Raw genomic sequence first — 17,460 nt, forward strand, 5'->3', positions numbered from 1 at the left:
GATACCAACAACGATGGGGTAATTAGCAGTGCTGATACAGGTTACGGCGATGCTGACAGCGATGGTATTGCCGATGGTGTGGATGCCAATGACGCTCTCAAAGGTGGTACTTCGGATGCTGATAATCCCGACAGCGACGCCGACGGTATCGATGATTTCCGTGAGTTGGATTCTGACAACGATGGATTGAAAGACATCGTGGAAAGTGGTCAAAACTTACCTGATACGAATTCAGATGGTAAAGTGGACGGTACGGATACTGACGGCGACGGGTTGGTGAATGCAGCAGGCTTAGACACCAACAATACCGTAGGTGGCAATGCAGGCAGCCAGAACGAGGCGACGTTGAAAGATACCGACACGAATGGCACCCCAGATTATCGTCAGCCATTGATTCCTGATGCGGATGGAGACGGCATCGCCGACGCCACTGACTTGGACGATGACAACGACGGTATTGCTGATGCCACTGAAGGCACAGTTGACTTCGACGGTGATGGTATTCCCAATAACTTAGATTTAGATTCTGACAACGACGGCATTAGTGATTTGCTAGAAAGCGGCAACGGCCCAGCCTTGTTGGCAGATGCCAACGGTGACGGGGTGCTGAGTGTGAGCGAATCAGCGCCAGGGTTGAACGGTATTCCAAATGCAGCGGAAGGTGGCACGGAAGGCGGTACGATTCCAGCGGCAGTGAACACCGACGGTACGGAAGGCCCAGATTATTTGGATTTAGATTCGGACAACGATGGCCTTAGCGACGTAGTCGAAAGCGGCAACGGCGTGGCTGATACGAACAACGATGGTTTGATTAGCAGTACTGATACAGGTTATGGCGATGCTGACAGCGATGGTATAGCCGACGCGGTGGATGCCAATGACGCCGTCAAAGGCGGTACTTCGGATGCTGATAATCCTGATAGCGACGCCGACGGCATTGACGATTTCCGTGAGTTGGATTCTGACAACGATGGATTGAAAGACATCGTGGAAAGTGGTCAAAACTTACCTGATACAAATTCAGATGGCAAAGTGGACGGTACGGATACGGACGGCGATGGGTTGGTGAATGCAGCAGGCTTAGACACGAACAATACCGTAGGTGGCAATGCAGGCAGCCAAAACGAAGCAACGTTGAAAGACACCGATACCAATGGCACTCCAGATTATCGTCAGCCACTTGGCCCACTCGATACGGATGCAGATGGTACGCCTGATGTGACCGATACCGACGACGACAATGACGGTATTTTGGATGTAAATGATAAGTTGCCAATTGATACCGATAATGACGGCACGCCAAATGCCACTGATCCAGACGATGATGGGGATGGTATCCTCGATACGGCTGAACAACCAGGTAAAGCATTGGATACCGACAATGACAATACGCCTAACGAAACCGATACGGACGACGACAATGACGGAATTCCTGACTCGACTGAACAAGGCACACTAGGCCCTGATGGTAAATATACCTTGCCAGACAGCGATGGTGACGGCTTGCCAGATTTAGTTGACGCGTTGGATACGGACGGGGATGGTACGCCAGATACGACTGACACCGACGACGATAACGATGGCATTGCAGATGCCCAAGATAAGTTGCCGTTGGATACTGACAATGATGGTACACCAAATATCCTTGACCCCGATGATGACGGAGATGGTATCCTTGATACTGCCGAGCAGCCTGGTAAAGGGTTGGATACTGATAACGACAGTACACCAAATAACACCGATACGGACGACGACAATGATGGAATTCCTGACACCACCGAACAAGGAGTATTAGGCCCAGATGGTAAATACACCTTACCAGATGGCGATGCTGATGGCTTACCTGACTTGGTGGATCCAACCAACACGGCAAGTGAGGATACCGACGGTGATGGTACACCAAACACAACCGATATCGACGACGATAACGATGGTATTTTGGATACGCAAGATCCAAAACCACTTGATACCGACAACGATGGTATAAACAACAATGCGGACCCAGACGATGACGGCGATGGCATTCTTGATACGGCCGAACAAATTGGTAAAGGTTTGGATACCGATAATGATGGAACACCAAACAACACCGATTCGGATGACGATGCAGACGGTATTCCTGATACGATTGAACAAGGTGTCCTTGGGCCAGATGGTAAATACACGTTACCTGACACCGATGGCGATGGTTTACCAAACCTTGTGGACCCACTCGATACCGATGGAGACGGTACGCCTGATTTGACTGATACCGACGACGACAACGATGGCATCGTGGATACGCAAGATAAATTGCCGCTTGATACGGACAATGATGGCTTGCCAAACGCGGTAGATCCAGATGACGACGGCGATGGTATTGCTGATGCGGCCGAACAACCTGGTAAAGCATTGGATACTGATAATGATAGTACACCAAACAACACCGATACGGACGATGACAATGATGGAGTTCCTGACTCGACCGAACAAGGTGTCCTTGGCCCAGATGGTAAATACACATTGCCAGATAGTGATGGCGACGGCTTGCCAGATTTGGTAGATCCAACCAATAACTCGGCGCTTGATACTGACGGCGATGGCTTGCCAAACAACGTTGATCCAGACGATGACAACGATGGTATTGTGGATACCCGTGATCCAAAACCATTGGATACCGATAACGATGGCTTCAACAATGATGTGGATCCAGACGACGACGGCGATGGTATTCCAGATACGGCTGAACAATCAGGTAAAGTATTGGATACTGACAACGATGGTACACCAAACGAAACCGATGGTGACGACGATGGCGATGGTTTAGCCGATATCAACGAATGGGGCGTCATTGGCCTTGATGGAAAATACACCTTGCCTGACAGCGATGGCGACGGTTTACCTGACTTGGTAGATCCGTTGGATACCGATGGTGATGGTATTCCAGATGTAACTGATACCGACGATGATAATGATGGTATCGTGGATACGCAGGATAAATTGCCGTTAGACACCGACAACGACGGTCAGCCAAACGCAACTGATCCAGACGACGATGGTGATGGTAAGCTGGACGCTCAAGATCCACAACCGTTGGATACCGATAACGACGGTGTGCCAAACAATGCGGATACTGACGACGATGGCGATGGCATTCCTGATACCACCGAACAAGGTACATTAGGCCCAGATGGAAAATACACCTTGCCAGATAGCGATGGCGATGGCTTGCCAGATTTGGCCGACCCAGCACCAGCTTCGGGAGCGCAAACGGATACTGATGGTGACTTGATTCCTGACGTGACCGATAATGACGACGATAATGACGGCATTGCGGACGTGAACGACAAAGAACCGTTGGATACCGATAATGATGGTATGCCAAATGCCCTTGATCCAGATGACGATGGTGATGGTATTCCTGATGCGTTAGAACAACCAAGCCAGGTACTTGATACTGACAACGATGGCCAGCCGAATAACGTAGATACCGATGATGACAATGATGGCATCGCCGATTCGACCGAACAGGGTGTGCTGGGTCCAGACGGTAAATACACGTTACCAGACAGCGACAACGACGGCTTGCCAGATTTGGCAGACCCAATTGATACCGATGGTGATGGTATTCCTGATAACTTCGATACCGACGACGACAACGATGGTATTACGGACGCTCAGGATAAGTTCCCAGTCGATACCGACAACGACGGTAATCCAAATGCGACGGATCCTGATGATGATGGCGATGGTTTGCCAGATACATTGGATAATCAGCCGTTGGATACCGACAACGACGGTTCACCAAACAACTTCGACACCGATGACGATGGCGATGGTATTCCAGATACTACCGAACAAGGAACGTTAGGCCCAGATGGCCGATATACCTTGCCAGATAGCGACGGGGATGGCTTGCCAGATTTGGCTGACCCAAGCAACAATGCAGGTGATGATACCGACGGCGATGGTACGCCAAATACAACCGATACCGACGACGACAACGATGGTATCTTGGATACGCAAGATCCAAAACCATTGGATACGGACAATGATGGTCTTAACAACAACATTGATTCGGATGATGATGGCGACGGTATTGCAGACATCGCTGAACAAGCAGGCCGAGCATTGGATACTGACAACGATGGACAACCAAATAACGTAGATACCGATGATGACAATGATGGTATCGCCGATACTACCGAACAAGGGGTGTTAGGTGCAGATGGTAAATATACCTTACCTGACAGCGACGGCGATGGCTTGCCAGACTTGGTGGATCCGTTGGATACCGATGGTGATGGTACACCAGATGCAACAGATACCGACGATGACAACGATGGTATCACGGATGCAGAAGATAAGTACCCTGTGGATACCGATAATGACGGCTTACCAAACAACGTTGATCCTGACGACGATGGGGATGGTATCATTGACAGTGCCGATTCAAAACCATTGGATACTGACAATGATGGTTTGCCAAACAACGTTGACCCTGACGATGACAACGACGGTACACCAGATACGACCGAAAGAGGCACGTTAGGACCAGATGGTAAATACACGTTACCAGACAGTGACGGCGACGGTTTGCCAGACTTGGTTGACCCAACCAACAACGCAGGTGACGATACGGATGGCGACGGATTGCCAAATAGTACCGATACCGACGATGACAACGATGGTATTTTGGATACGCAAGATCCAAAACCATTGGATACTGACAACGATGGGCTGAACAACAATGTTGACCCAGACGACGACGGTGATGGCATCCTCGACACGGTAGAACAACCTGGTAGAGCATTGGATACTGACAACGACAGTACGCCAAACAATACCGATACCGACGATGATGGCGATAATATCCTCGATACCAATGAACAAGGCACGTTAGGGCCAGACGGTAAATACACGTTACCAGACAGCGACGGCGATGGCTTGCCAGACTTGGTGGATGCACTTGATACCGACGGTGATGGTACGCCAGATGTAACGGATACCGACGATGACAACGATGGTATTATTGATTCGCAGGATAAGTTACCGTTAGATACCGACAACGATGGAATACCAAACGCGCTTGATCCTGAGATTGATGGAGATGGAATTTGGGATGTCATTGATCCAAAACCTTATGACAGCGATAACGACGGTTTGCCAAACAACGTTGATACCGACGACGATAACGACGGCAAATCGGATGCACTTGAGCAGGGTACACTCGGGCCAGATGGTAAATATACCTTACCTGACAGCGACGGAGACGGTATCCCTGACTTGATTGACCGCGAAGAAGTATCGGCAGCTTGCGTAACAATGCAGTTGAAAGTGCTTCTTGAAGGACCGTTTGACGCGAGTACAGGTAAAATGACAACGACCCTCAACCAGCGTGGATTGCTTCCAGGCCAAACGCCAATCGGAGACTTTGCGGTGGCAACGCCTAAAGGTCAGCCATACAACGGAGTACCTTGGAACTATACAGGAGCCGAAGGCAACGCCAGCGGATTCACGTACCCAAGTACGGTTGTTGACTGGGTGTTGGTGTCGTTGCGAACCGATTCGACGAGCGTTAGCAACGTATGGAGAGGGGCAGGTTTGTTGCACGATGACGGTACAATCACCTTTGTCGATCCTTGCTACTCAATTACTACGACTGCTTCGGCCTTGTTTGTAGTCGTTGAGCACCGTAACCACCTTGGAGTAATGACGCCAACGAAAGTGCCAATTGTGGCGGGTAAAATCACGTTTGACTTCACACAACAAGAGAGCTACGTGACGACTGATCCTCCATCGTTTGGCCAAATCAAGGACGCAACTACCAACAAGTGGTTGATGTACGGAGCCGATGGCAACAAAGACGACTTCTTCGAAAACTTTGACATCAACTTCAACGATTCGAACAAGTGGAAACTCGAAAGTGGTATTTTCGACCAGTACAAAAAAGGAGACTTCAACATGGATGCCGATGTGAACTTCTCTGATAGTGTGCTTTGGAAGAAAAACAACGGACGTTACTCTCGTACACCTCACTAATCAACAGACACGTTCGTCCCACTTCGGTGGGGCGAACGTACTGTTTATCCGAAAACGACTAGAATCATGAAAAAAATACCCTTATTTTTCTTACTCTTCGTTGGGCTGTGGAGTGAGGCAAATGCCCAAGCAATGTTCAATGCCCGCCTTAGAATCCGCAAAATCGACTGTAATGCCAAAATCGCGCAGGTGGACGTCGATGTACGTGCTGTCTCAATGACGGATAACTTTAACATGGGAGATGCCAACTTTCGTTTTAGCTACGACAATCGTGTGCTTAAAAACCCGCTGTTGAAATCTCAATATCGGTTTAGCAGTGAAGCCGAAAATGGCCAAGAATATGGTCTCCAAAACCTTAACGGCTCTACCGAAGGTCAAAGCAAAGGTTTGGTGTCACTGAACTTGTTTTACACAGGTACGGGAAAAAGCCCCCAACGCCTGACCACAGATTGGACGACGATTTCGACCATTCAGTTTGACATCGTAAATACGACAACTGCTTCTACTTCACAATTGACCTGGTACACGCCGCAGACATTCCCTAAGTCGGGGTTGTCGCAGGTGTTGCCAACGGCCAGTGGTTACGATTTAAAAGAAGTGTATTCAGGGCAGTTTTCAAACGCGTCACTGGCGGCTTTATCGGAGGCTTGCCCTTCGATTTCGACGACAACGCCGCCCAGTAATAACAACAATACCGCAGGGAATAGCGGCACCAATCCGTCGAATGGTACAACGGGAACGGGGAACACGACCTCGCCCAATACTCCCCAGACGACCGACCCCACCGCCAACGTCCCTGACCGTGTAGTAGTTCCAACCGATGAATCAGACTTGGCAATTCCTGAAGGTTTTTCACCCAATTCGGATGGTATCAACGACAAGTTTGTCATTACCAACAAACGAGGGATTAAGCTATCGCTAGAGGTGTATAACCGTTATGGAGGAATCGTGTACAGCAGCGCTGATTACCGCAACGATTGGGAAGCAAAAAGTACCGATACAGGCAAAGACGTGCCAGACGGAACGTACTTTTATATCATTAAGCTGGCCGATGGGCAGCTGTACCGCAAGGCGTTTACGATTGTAAGATAATCTTTTAATTTTTGCCGCTCGCCCGCTCGCCCCGACATCCAGTCGGGGCGAAAATGGCGTAGCGTCTCCGACGCCGTTATGGCTGGCGTCACAAAATGCCTAAGGGGAAGAATGTTTGATTATGAGCCATAAAAAGAGGCTGTCTCAAAAGTAATAGGTCACAAAATATTCTTTGGTTTTAACCTCATCCCAACCCTTCTCCTTTCTGGAGAAGGGCTTAAAAAGTCCCCCTCTACTGAAAGGAGAGGGGGACTTAGGGGGTGAGGTTGAATAGGTGCCGAAGATAATTTGGTGACAAAAACTTTTGAGACAGCCTCCTCTTCGTAGTTGCCCGCTCGACGATAACTTCATAACAAAATAAAATGGTTTGGTGAGCACTCACGTGCTGGACGGCTTACGCTTGCAAAAGTATTGTCTGAAAGAATTTTTGTCTATGGTTTCTGCTTTACTATCAATCCATCCAAAACAGAGGGCTTCATCAACCGCATCGCTCCAATTTAAAGTTGGTTTGCCTGTATTATTTTTGTGATAAATAAGCCAAACAGCATCTTTTCGAATGTGATTTTTCTCTGACCACATTCGCCAATGCTGCTTGGTTTCAGGATAGAAATATTCCACTTGTTGCTTACTCATTTTTTACGTGTTGCATGCAAAATTAAGCAAGACCCTAACATACCAACCAATTGAAATCCACCAACTAATAATCCATATCCCATCGGGTGTGGAATATTGGGATTAATAGCAATGTCAAATGTATTGGCGACCAAAAATCCCAAACCTATTATTATGGCAAATTCAATAACTGCTTTCTTTGTATTGATATTTAGCACTACCATCAATAAAGCAGTTGTAATAATTGTTGGTAAAATTGTTAAAGGTGGCCCATAAAAATAAATTGGGTCTGGATTGGCAGGCATTAAACCTAGTTTGTCTAATGTGCTGGCATATTGATTTGGAAATAATACCGTGAACCATAGCCAACCGAGAAAAGAATAAAATACCAAAGAGAGGAATACACCTAACCAACTGATTTTAGAAATTTTTTGTAGCATCACTTTTTGTTTTAATTAATAATGCCACAAAATTAAAATGACCCCTTGACAACAGTATGTCAAGGGTATTTACTGGTCGTGATATTTTTCAAAAAATTCTTGAAGTGTCATTGTATGCGGTGTAAATTTCTCTTGTTGAATTAGTAATTTTTGAATTCTGTCCAACCTAAAATATCTAAATTCTTTTCTCAGACGACAATAAGCAACCATCAACCAACCTTCCTGTATGCTTAAGAGGGCAAAAGGCTCAACCATTCTTTCGCTCAACTTATTTTCGGCATTGATATAGTCCAATTTTACAAGATAAAAATTGGTAATTGCGTTTTGCAAAGAAGATAAAATATTACTGTTGATTTCATAATTTTCAAGCTTTGAAAATTTGGTTCTCAACGAGAGCAGATTGGCTTTGTCTTTTTCACTTTGTCTTAAAACGGCCTTTATTTTGTCTATGGCTTCGGCATAATCATTAATTAAGGAGCTGTCTCTGTTTTTTAATACTAATTGTTCTGCAAGAATTAAAGCATTAGCTTGGTTTTCGCTAAACATAATGGGTGGAATTTTGTAGCCTTCCATCAACGTATAGCCTTTGCCATCTTCTGTCAAAATAGGCACGCCTGATTGTTCCAATGCTTTTAAATCTCTGTAAATTGTCCTTGTGCTAACGCCAAATTTTTCTGCAAGTTTAGTAGATGTTACAAGTCGCCTTGTTTGTAATTGTGTTAAGATTGCTACAAGTCTGGAGAGTCTTTTTGTATCGTTATCATTCATCCTTCAAATGTCAGAAAATTTTGCTTAGTTATAGGGTGTCCTAAAATGGTATATAACGATTCTCGGCTTTGCGAAGGTAGCGATTTTCACCACAAAAGTGTCTGCTGAACACTGAACCATCACTTTTGCCAAACCTGTATTGAACAAAACCTTCGGTAGCTATATTTTGCCAGAATGGTTAATTTTAAGGCCAATTTAACCTTAAAATTTAGCACGACAAAAAACAAGTGTGATGAACTTAGACGGAACACGCCTATAAAAACTCATAAAAATGGCGGATAAGCAACTACGATAACTTCATAACAAAAGAAAAAGGTTTGGTGAGCACTCACCGCTAGGCTGGCCGCCCGCCCGAGTTTCGTTCAATCCTGAAGGCTTTCGGAATTTTATCGCTTGGCCTACGGCCACCACGAATGCTTAGTTATTAGCGGTAGTCGTTTTTTTCGCTTGTCTGCCACTATTCATGTTGTTATTGTATTCTTAAATTGTCTTGAATCTGTGTTCTCAAATCTTGTACGAAAACCAACATTGCATAAGTTATAAATTCAATTTCAGATGCTGTATAATGGAATGGTTCGTTTACTTTGAAATTTTGTTTGATACTTCGTGGTGTAGCACTTTTTATTTGAGCCATAAATTTCTCGTCTGCAATCGAATGATTATGAACTATTGAATGTCTTGACGCTTGGGCAAGTATTATGTCATTGCATGGCTCATTTTTAGGTATTTTTATGCTTAGATAATTTTCAAATGTTCTAACTGTACTTTGCATATCTTGAAATGATATGTCTTTTTTCTTTAAAATAATGTCAGCAATATGGTTTGTAAGATTAAAAGATAAATCTCGCAGTTCTTTGATTGATAGTTTTATGTCCTCATTTGAAGCGGGTAAAGTCCCTATTTCAGATGATTTTTGAACAGAATATCGAAATATGTCAGATATGGCTGATGTAAAAAAAGATACTGCCAGTACAATACATTGATTGTGCATTTTATTGTAGTGGTGCCTTAGCGAATCATTTTCACGGATATTTTTAATAACCTTACTGGTATTTTCGCATAAATATATTTGATTGGTAGTGTTGAAGGGGGCACCTCTAAGCCTACTATTAAGTTGTTCCAAGTGATTTGTACATATATCTGTAATTTTCCTGTCAAAATTTGACAAGTCTTTTACAGAATTTAACTGATTTTCTAACCTATTTTCAATTTCTAATAAACTATGGTTCATACTTGCGTTCTTAAAAAAGGCTTTTTTTATGCTGGAAAATGAATTTTTTTTCTTAAAAAAATACCAAGATAGGCTCTTTTGCTGATGCTACTCTCGAATTAGAAATATGTGATGCTATGCAGCTCATGTTCCTTGAAAATTCTGATAAAAGTATTTTGATTTAAAGATTGAACAACTGAAACATCGCCAGTCTGAAAGTGCTGCCGATATTTAGTTTTGTTTATATGAGCGTTTTTATGATTACCGCTAACGTTTTCAGGCTTTGCGTTCGGGCGGGTTTCGGAGCACAAGACTGTCTACCAGCAATGAACTTAATTAGAAGTAAAAAGCTCCAAATTTGCACGTCCACCCGCCTGACGCAAAACCCGTGTTGGGCATTCGTACTTCTTCTACCTCAGTGTCAATGTTTGTCTACCTAAATATTCCCAAAACTCAAAATTTTGTCCTTCAATTGCTGGATAGTTCATTTGAAAACCGTCCTGAAAAATTAATGAAAGTCTATTAAATGCAGTAGTAGCTGTAAGAATAGCTGGTGAACTTGTTTGCTTGTTAAAGTAACAGCACCTTTTTATAGTCTTATTATTTGTTAGGGCTAAAAACTGTGGAACAGCCATAAGAGTGGTTAATGATTCATAAAGCTGTTTTTTCGCCTTTTTTCTATGTTGCTTAATATTTGGACTGTCTTTTATTTCGCCCAAAATCAAGTTTCTTCCGTCATCGCAAACAATTATATCGCATCTCCCTTTGCCTCGTTGAAAATCATTGGGTAAACTCGTTACAAACTTGTCATAATTTGCAATCGTAATTGCTGATGCATTTGGATTAGAGAATCGTGCCATTCCATCTCCATTTATCGTGTGAAGAGCAGTTTCTCTTGTAACAGTGTCTTCAACCTCAAAATATGTCTCATTAGTTTGAATCACCAAATTTGGTTCAGTACAAACAGGAAGATCATAGTGAGCTGTGTAATTATTTCTCAATAAGTCTTCCATCTTTGTCTAATTGATTGTATTTGTCGTAAATGTTATTAATCGTATCTGATAGTGAATTGGTATTGATAATTCTTTGATTCTTAACTATCAAATCTTCAATTTTTCCATCATCAACTTGGTAAACTGCAACCTTCTCAAATTCAATTTTTGCTCCGTCAACAAATTGATTGCAATCGGAAGCTTTGATTAATAGATTTAAGTGATTTATTATATATGGGCTGTGAGTTGAAAAAATTAAATCTATTGAATTAGAATTTGACACAAAACATTTGGAAATTAAATCACTTATTAACTCGCATTGAGCTTCTGGGAATAAACTTAGTTCGGGTTCTTCAATGTGAATAAATAATTTCTTTTTGATTTCTCCAAGATTTTTAACGGGTTTGAAGTCTGTTAAATTATCTGTCTTGGAAAGAAAGTTAAGTAAAGACCTATTGAAGGCTTCCTCAAAGTCAAAGTGTTTTGAAAAGTGTTCAGCTATTAATGTTACTGGAATTGCATTTTGAGTTCCAGAAGAACTATTTTTAAGTGTAAGCTCATATTGTTTGTTTGGAGCTTGAATGAAGTATTTTTTATTTGACTGAACTTTTTTAACTGATAACTTCAGATTTAAGTAATTAATATCAAGGTCTTTAATGTTCTCAGAAGCTAAGTCAAAGTCATTATAAACCTCGTGGAAATAAAATCCTAAATAGCCACCTGTAAGTGAAGCACCTCTCTCTGCCCAAAGTGGAATAATATTTCTTGTTTCCGAAATGAAGCTAAGTTTGTTATAATACAAATCTTGAATTTGAACTAAGTCTTTGTCTCCTGTTCCTGTAAGTTTATTTTTTGCAAAATGAAGTGTATATTTTCTGTTGTTAGAAAATTCGATTGCATAAATAATTTCAGGATTATTTTTTAAATACTCATCAAATCCACAATTTTTAAAATAGGTATCCATTCTAAATCTAAATGGGCTTTTCGAGACTCTGCTTCTCTTAAGGTATGAACGAATATTGTGCATTTTGTAAAGCCATCTAAACAAAGCGATAGCTTTCATTAATGTACTTTTTCCACTCCCTGATTCGCCTATTAAAACAGTTAATGGTTTAATATCTTCAATAAAAATGTCTTTTATTGGGCCTAAGTTCTTTATATGTATTGATTCTTTCATTTCTTATTTTGGCAAAAATAATTAATTAGTCAGGTTGGTTTGAGTTTGTCGCTGTCTTTTTAGTATGACGACTAACGGTTCGCGGCTTGGCGATGTTTTTTGTGAGGGGATTTAAAGCACAAAAGTTCAATAGAAGCACTGCCCTTCATTATCGCACTAATATTGAATGAAGCACTGTCGCCCCCGAACAAAAAATATAGCCAAACCGCTGCTAGCTGCCGTTTTCCTTCTTTGTCGTGGGGAAATAGTGGGGTCATTTTCCGTATTTGTCTTTGAATTTAAGTTTCTTTATTCGTGAGTTAATTACTCCTACATTTCGCCCAAATATTTCCGCAAGTTCTTTCGCTTTTTTACCTTCACAAAATAACAGTTCAAGTTTATTGTCGTCTTCTATTGTCCAAGGCAAATATGCCTGTTGATGTGTTTCTCTGATTTTATCTACCGAATATGTTTTACCGTCTTTGGGTTCTTTAAGTTCCTTGAATTTTGTCAGTGACTTTTTTAATGCTTCAACAAAGTCTTTCAAGTCTTCGTCAAAAACCACTAGTCTATGATGTTCGTAACCACTTTGAGTTTTTTTGCTTTCAGAAATTTTCAGATACAAGTCGCCCTTTTCACTTTTCTTGATGTCAAAAAAGTAAGTTCGTGAACCTTTGGTGATTTTGTTGCTATAAATTTCCTTGTCCTGCATTTGTCAAAGTTAGTTAATCGCAGGTTTGTGTTTTGCTTAAATATGTAAAATATTCATTTGATAAAATATCTTTTCCTGCGAGCAAATGATTGAGATATTCTTTTGTCGGGTGCAATCCCGTTACAATTTTGTCACTTTTGGCAATAATTGAGTTGTTGTCTTTGTCAGTTATTGTAACTTGAATTTTGTCGTAATGCTTGGGATAACCTTCTACCTTGTCAAGATTTGAAATTTCGTTATCGGGAAATTCATAAAGAGCACCTTCTACAAAATCGTTGTCCGAATTAACGATATTTGAATAAGTGTAATCTCCTTTACTTGCTTTTTTGTTAAACAAAAGTTTGTAGTCAGCAAGTTTTGCAAATTGTCGTGAAGAAAAGTTAATCCCTCTTTTCGTCATTCTGTCCTTGTCCATATTAGAACCGTATGCAAAGTATTTCATCTCTTTAATTTTAGTCAGTTGGTTGATGTTCGTGCTGTCGTCCCAAAATGGCATCGTAACTCCCAAATATACGAAAGTTTTGCAGTACTTCTTGTATTTATTATGATATTTTCAAGAATACATTGTACTTCTAGTGTTGTATTTTGTGTATTGTTGTTGGTTTTTTCTAAGGTACAATTGTGCTTTTTCTGTCGTACTTTTTGCATTGTTAATACACCTAAAGTGGTAAATCAAATATAAAAAATGTTTCCCAGAAGCTCAATTATTCCTCCTTTTTTAAATTTAAGGTATCAAACAGACTCTTAATATTGTCGAGAGTCCGCTCGCGTGGGTATAGCGCAGGGTCGTTTTGATGTCACTATGAACCGAGTAGCTCTTGCTAAGGCTTTGAGCCTAGTTTGGTGATAGCAAGGCTAGAAGCCTGTAAATAAGGGTACGAGCGGGGAAGCTCGCACCATCGAAAGCTCGCCCCGACATCCAGTCGGGGCGAAAATGGCTTTGCGTTTCCGACGCTACAGAGTGGAGTAAGTTTAGAATTGAATCGATAATTCCACGATTGTCGTATCCCAGCCCATGCGGAGGGTAGCCTCTGTTCCTTTGGGAAACTGAATAGAGAAATTTTCGATGACCGTGTCTGATTTCTTCGGACTCACCGTAAAACGTGCTACATCGTTGGCTTCTTTGTATTGAAATGCACCCCAGTAGTCGAGGTCTTTGTTTAAAATAATAACCCATTCATTTTCATTCGGAATGGTAAAAAGCGCATACGTCCCTGCTTTGATTTTTTTACCTTGAATCGTCGCATCTTGGTAAAACTTAATCTCGGTATTTTCGTTGGCACCCGTACGCCACACTTTGCCGTAAGGGATTAGTTTACCAAAAACCTCACGACCGTTTTTGGCGGGACGACTGTACAGAATACGGACGAGGGCTTTTTCGTCACCTTTACGGTCGTGGGCAAAGTTGTCGGGGAAGTAAGCCGCATCCATCGGACTTCTATCGACATTACGAAACCCCTGAGCCGCCGCTCCAAGGACTGACAAAAGCACGAGGGCTAGAATAAGAAAGCTATTTTTCATAATTGTGAATTGGTTATTGGTTATTGGTGCGTTGGGTAACCAACACCCACCCACTATCTCATACTCGGACGTGGTAAAACGGGTAGGCTTTCGTGCCCATCTTCGCCAACTGCCTGTACGGCAAAGAAATAGTTGTCTTTAGAATAGGGCAACGTGAGGCCGTTTTTATCGGTAAAGAACTTCTTTTGCCAAAAAGGCCAGTGCGTTTCGCGCATCAGCACGTAGTAGCCTTTGACCTTGCCAGCTTTAGGCGCTTGCCAAAACAACGAAGTGCTGTTGGTAAGGTTACGGGCTTCAAGCGTGACGTTTTGGGGCATCGACGGCGCTTTGGCCAAGTTGGACAGCGTAGCAAGGTTGACCGCAGTGTTCTTGCGCAAGTACTCAAAGTCCATGTGCTTGGCATAATCGCCATATTCTACGCCTTTCTCGGTGCGGAGGTCTTGGTGTTGGTTGTTGAAATTTTCGTTCATTTCCGTCAAGCGTACGGCGGCAAAATCGCGATTGACAAACGGCGTGTGGTCGCCACCACGGAGGTAGCGGTCGTTGCGGTAAATGAGCTTGATTTCGAGGTTGTCCACATAACGTTCCCCTATTTCTTTCACGTAACGAGCCAGCGTCCGCGATTTTCCATCGTTTTCGGTGCCGTATTGACGAATGCCGTTGGCGCGCTTGTCGGTGTCAAACGCAGGTAATCCTTCGCTAAAAACCCGTAGTTTGGTGTTGTCAATCAAGCGCGTGTCGGGGCTGTGGTTAGAGCCCATAATGTCGTTGTTGAGGAGGGCTTCCAAGTTCCATTTTTCGTTGGCGGCTTTTTCGGCCAAATGATTGGCACCATACAGACCTTGTTCTTCGCCGCTGACCACCACAAAAATAATGGTGGCAGGGAAAGATGCTTTGCTCATCACCCGTGCCAGCTCAATCACCGCTGCCGTTCCGCTGCCGTCATCGTTCGCACCTGGTGCGTCGGCTTCGCGGTTGTTGACGTCGGTCACGCGGCTGTCGATGTGCCCACTGACCATAAAGATGCGGTCGTCGTTGGGGTCGGTGCCTTTGAGGGTCGCCATCACGTTTCCAATTTCATAGGCTTTGTCCACACGTCTGCCGTCGGGTTCCAACGTCCAAGTGTCAATGAGGGCTGTCATGCGCCCGCCCGACTGCTTGGCGTATTCGTTAAATTTGCTCAATACCCATCGACGAGCCGCGCCAATGCCCCTTTTGGGGTCGGTAACGGTGCTGAGGGTGTGCCGTGTGCCAAAACTGACCAATTTGTCAACGTGACTTCGGAGGCTGTCGGGCGAAACTTCTGTGACGAGCGACGAAATTTGCGGGTCGCGAAGAACGACCTGTTGCGCACGGGCAAAAGACGAAACTAAGAGGGTTCCAATAAAGTAAAGTAGTGGTTTTTCTCATACTTGTAGGTTTTGAGAAATAACCTATGGTAACGACGAAAAGTTGATGGCGGGTGGCGACTTTGCGGCATTTCTTTGAAATGTGCCGTCGAGTGGGACAAAATCGTTGAAAAAACCACAATTTTTCAGAAAAAATGCCCCTTTAGAAAGCCCGCCCGCGTAGTCTTTTCGGTAGTTTTTGCGGGCCGTGGCGTCGCCCGTAAACTTGGCTTCAGTCAGCTCTATCCATTGATTCTGAGACGTCCACACCCATTGATTTCCGTACAAAGCCATGCGGGATTGGTTGCCCGTATCAGGGGTGAAATTTTCCAAAAACGAGTAAAGTGACTTGAGGTAGGTGTTGGTTTTGGGACGCTTAAAACTGGCAATCAACCGCCATTGATTTTCTTCGGGGGCAAAGAAATAGGCCGTGTAAATGGTGTAATTGTCGGTGGTAGGTTTGCCTTGCAACAAAAAACGGTATGTGTTACCTGCCTTCCATGCGTACTTGAGGTAGCTTTGGCCACCCGAGCCTTCGTTGCCAAACTCACCCGTATAAACATCTGCTCCTTTTTTGAGCATCACAATTTTCTGGTCGTCGGGAATGGCGTTAGGGTTGTCGGTAGAAAACGGACTCCAAACCGAAAACAGCACCCTACGCTCCGTCGGGGAATTGACCTGCATCCCAAAATACCCTTCACCAAAGCCGTTGGCCATGTAATACGACCCGATCACGTCTTCTTTCTCAGGAACGGTCAGTTCGCTGTAAAACCACTCGATGTTTTGGTTGGCAGGAAGCGTATAGCGCAGGTGTACCGACGGGCCTCGACGACCCCAATAAAAGTAATTATCGGTATTGTTTTTGACAAAAACATTGTCGCCTCCAAGGGCCTTCCCGCTGAGGGTAAGTTGCTGTAAATCACCAAAAGTACTGCCACTTCGGCGGATGCCTTGGGCGTCGATAGCGATGTAGCCCGCCTGCGGAATTTCCCATTCGCCAATGGCGTATTCTTGCGTCGTAGTAGGGGCGATTTTTACCTGAAAAGGTTTTCCCGAAACTGTAAACTGAACCTCGCTTTCACCCGTCCCGCCTTTGAGGGTAGTCGAGAGCTTGAGTTTTCCCGCCTGACTTACCCGAATGTAGGTGCGGCAAACGGTGGCGGGTTGGCTCCATTGAACCAGCCCATCGTTGGTGATTTTTTCATTTTTATCGGTCGAATTCAGCAACCACGCATTGCCCCCCACGGGCACGACTTGAGAAAGGGTTTCGTGAAACGGAGCAGGAACTTGAGAGGTGGCAGTGCAAGCCGATAAGCAGCTAAAAATAGCCCAAACGAGCAAATTAAAACGGCAAAATTGACGCATAGAAATGAGGAAAAGATAGTGGTTTCGGTTGTTGGAACAAAACTACGGGAAAAAACGTGGAAATAGTTGTCTATAACTTTTAGTAATAATTGATGCGTTTTTATGATTGGCGCGCTATGGTAAAATGTTCTACTTTTGCTGCTGTAAATCTGTCTATCCGTCTTCCAACGTCATCATTAAGAC

General features: G+C 43.7%; 13 protein-coding genes. 2 read left to right on the forward strand and 11 right to left on the reverse strand.

The window, feature by feature from the left end:
* Both K339_RS36420 and K339_RS0130835 read left to right on the forward strand, forming a co-directional pair.
* The coding region (locus K339_RS36420; RefSeq protein ID WP_051398386.1) for a hypothetical protein at positions 1 to 6,021 on the forward strand (6,021 nt) is incomplete at its 5' end.
* Between the two features lie 66 nt (positions 6,022 to 6,087).
* On the forward strand, positions 6,088 to 7,113 hold the full coding sequence (locus tag K339_RS0130835) for a T9SS type B sorting domain-containing protein (RefSeq protein ID WP_028527032.1): 1,026 nt from the start codon (positions 6,088 to 6,090) through the stop codon (positions 7,111 to 7,113).
* Positions 7,114 to 7,491: 378 nt separating this feature from the next.
* On the opposite strand, the gene K339_RS35475 is transcribed toward K339_RS0130835, so the two are convergent.
* The 11 genes from K339_RS35475 to K339_RS35490 all read right to left on the reverse strand — a co-directional run bounded on the left by K339_RS35475 (position 7,492) and on the right by K339_RS35490 (position 17,277).
* On the reverse strand, positions 7,492 to 7,746 hold the full coding sequence (locus tag K339_RS35475; RefSeq protein WP_037302385.1) for a YdeI/OmpD-associated family protein: 255 nt from the start codon (positions 7,744 to 7,746) through the stop codon (positions 7,492 to 7,494).
* Complete coding sequence (locus K339_RS0130845; RefSeq protein WP_028527033.1) at positions 7,743 to 8,165, reverse strand: DUF1761 domain-containing protein; 423 nt, start codon at positions 8,163 to 8,165, stop codon at positions 7,743 to 7,745. The genes K339_RS35475 and K339_RS0130845 overlap by 4 nt, the downstream gene beginning before the upstream one ends.
* 69 nt (positions 8,166 to 8,234) lie before the next feature.
* Entirely contained in the window at positions 8,235 to 8,933 is a 699-nt protein-coding gene (locus K339_RS0130850; protein ID WP_028527034.1) for a helix-turn-helix transcriptional regulator, read from the reverse strand.
* Between the two features lie 469 nt (positions 8,934 to 9,402).
* A complete protein-coding gene (locus tag K339_RS0130855) occupies positions 9,403 to 10,164 on the reverse strand; it encodes a hypothetical protein (protein WP_028527035.1) in 762 nt (253 codons plus the stop codon).
* A gap of 389 nt (positions 10,165 to 10,553) precedes the next feature.
* Positions 10,554 to 11,156: a hypothetical protein gene (locus K339_RS0130860; protein WP_028527036.1), complete on the reverse strand. Its 603-nt coding sequence runs from the start codon at positions 11,154 to 11,156 to the stop codon at positions 10,554 to 10,556.
* Positions 11,134 to 12,312 (reverse strand): AAA family ATPase, encoded by a 1,179-nt coding sequence (locus K339_RS36545; protein ID WP_028527037.1) that lies wholly within the window; start codon positions 12,310 to 12,312, stop codon positions 11,134 to 11,136. The genes K339_RS0130860 and K339_RS36545 overlap by 23 nt, the downstream gene beginning before the upstream one ends.
* 253 nt (positions 12,313 to 12,565) lie before the next feature.
* The gene (locus tag K339_RS36430; protein ID WP_051398387.1) at positions 12,566 to 13,003 is read right to left on the reverse strand and encodes a DUF3276 family protein; all 438 of its coding nucleotides are present in this window, start codon (positions 13,001 to 13,003) and stop codon (positions 12,566 to 12,568) included.
* A 13-nt stretch (positions 13,004 to 13,016) separates the two neighbouring features.
* Positions 13,017 to 13,511, reverse strand: coding sequence for a gamma-glutamylcyclotransferase family protein (locus K339_RS36435; RefSeq protein WP_157607830.1), 495 nt, complete (start codon positions 13,509 to 13,511; stop codon positions 13,017 to 13,019).
* Positions 13,512 to 13,975: 464 nt separating this feature from the next.
* On the reverse strand, positions 13,976 to 14,524 hold the full coding sequence (locus K339_RS0130885; protein ID WP_028527040.1) for a DUF2911 domain-containing protein: 549 nt from the start codon (positions 14,522 to 14,524) through the stop codon (positions 13,976 to 13,978).
* A gap of 53 nt (positions 14,525 to 14,577) precedes the next feature.
* The gene (locus tag K339_RS0130890; protein WP_028527041.1) at positions 14,578 to 15,909 is read right to left on the reverse strand and encodes a M20/M25/M40 family metallo-hydrolase; all 1,332 of its coding nucleotides are present in this window, start codon (positions 15,907 to 15,909) and stop codon (positions 14,578 to 14,580) included.
* Between the two features lie 48 nt (positions 15,910 to 15,957).
* On the reverse strand, positions 15,958 to 17,277 hold the full coding sequence (locus K339_RS35490; RefSeq protein WP_037302368.1) for a DUF3472 domain-containing protein: 1,320 nt from the start codon (positions 17,275 to 17,277) through the stop codon (positions 15,958 to 15,960).
* Between the last annotated feature and the right edge of the window lie 183 nt (positions 17,278 to 17,460).

This window comes from Runella limosa DSM 17973, from assembly GCF_000482465.1.
GTDB lineage: Bacteria > Bacteroidota > Bacteroidia > Cytophagales > Spirosomataceae > Runella > Runella limosa.

What these genes read in the sequence shown, in the direction of transcription:
- K339_RS0130855 (WP_028527035.1), bottom strand. Translation starts at nt 10,164, where the DNA reads ATGAACCATAGTTTATTAGAAATTGAAAATAGGTTAGAAAATCAGTTA.
- K339_RS35490 (WP_037302368.1), bottom strand. Translation starts at nt 17,277, where the DNA reads ATGCGTCAATTTTGCCGTTTTAATTTGCTCGTTTGGGCTATTTTTAGC.
- K339_RS0130845 (WP_028527033.1), bottom strand. Translation starts at nt 8,165, where the DNA reads ATGCTACAAAAAATTTCTAAAATCAGTTGGTTAGGTGTATTCCTCTCT.
- K339_RS36430 (WP_051398387.1), bottom strand. Translation starts at nt 13,003, where the DNA reads ATGCAGGACAAGGAAATTTATAGCAACAAAATCACCAAAGGTTCACGA.
- K339_RS0130850 (WP_028527034.1), bottom strand. Translation starts at nt 8,933, where the DNA reads ATGAATGATAACGATACAAAAAGACTCTCCAGACTTGTAGCAATCTTA.
- K339_RS0130835 (WP_028527032.1), top strand. Translation starts at nt 6,088, where the DNA reads ATGAAAAAAATACCCTTATTTTTCTTACTCTTCGTTGGGCTGTGGAGT.
- K339_RS35475 (WP_037302385.1), bottom strand. Translation starts at nt 7,746, where the DNA reads ATGAGTAAGCAACAAGTGGAATATTTCTATCCTGAAACCAAGCAGCAT.
- K339_RS0130885 (WP_028527040.1), bottom strand. Translation starts at nt 14,524, where the DNA reads ATGAAAAATAGCTTTCTTATTCTAGCCCTCGTGCTTTTGTCAGTCCTT.
- K339_RS0130860 (WP_028527036.1), bottom strand. Translation starts at nt 11,156, where the DNA reads ATGGAAGACTTATTGAGAAATAATTACACAGCTCACTATGATCTTCCT.
- K339_RS36545 (WP_028527037.1), bottom strand. Translation starts at nt 12,312, where the DNA reads ATGAAAGAATCAATACATATAAAGAACTTAGGCCCAATAAAAGACATT.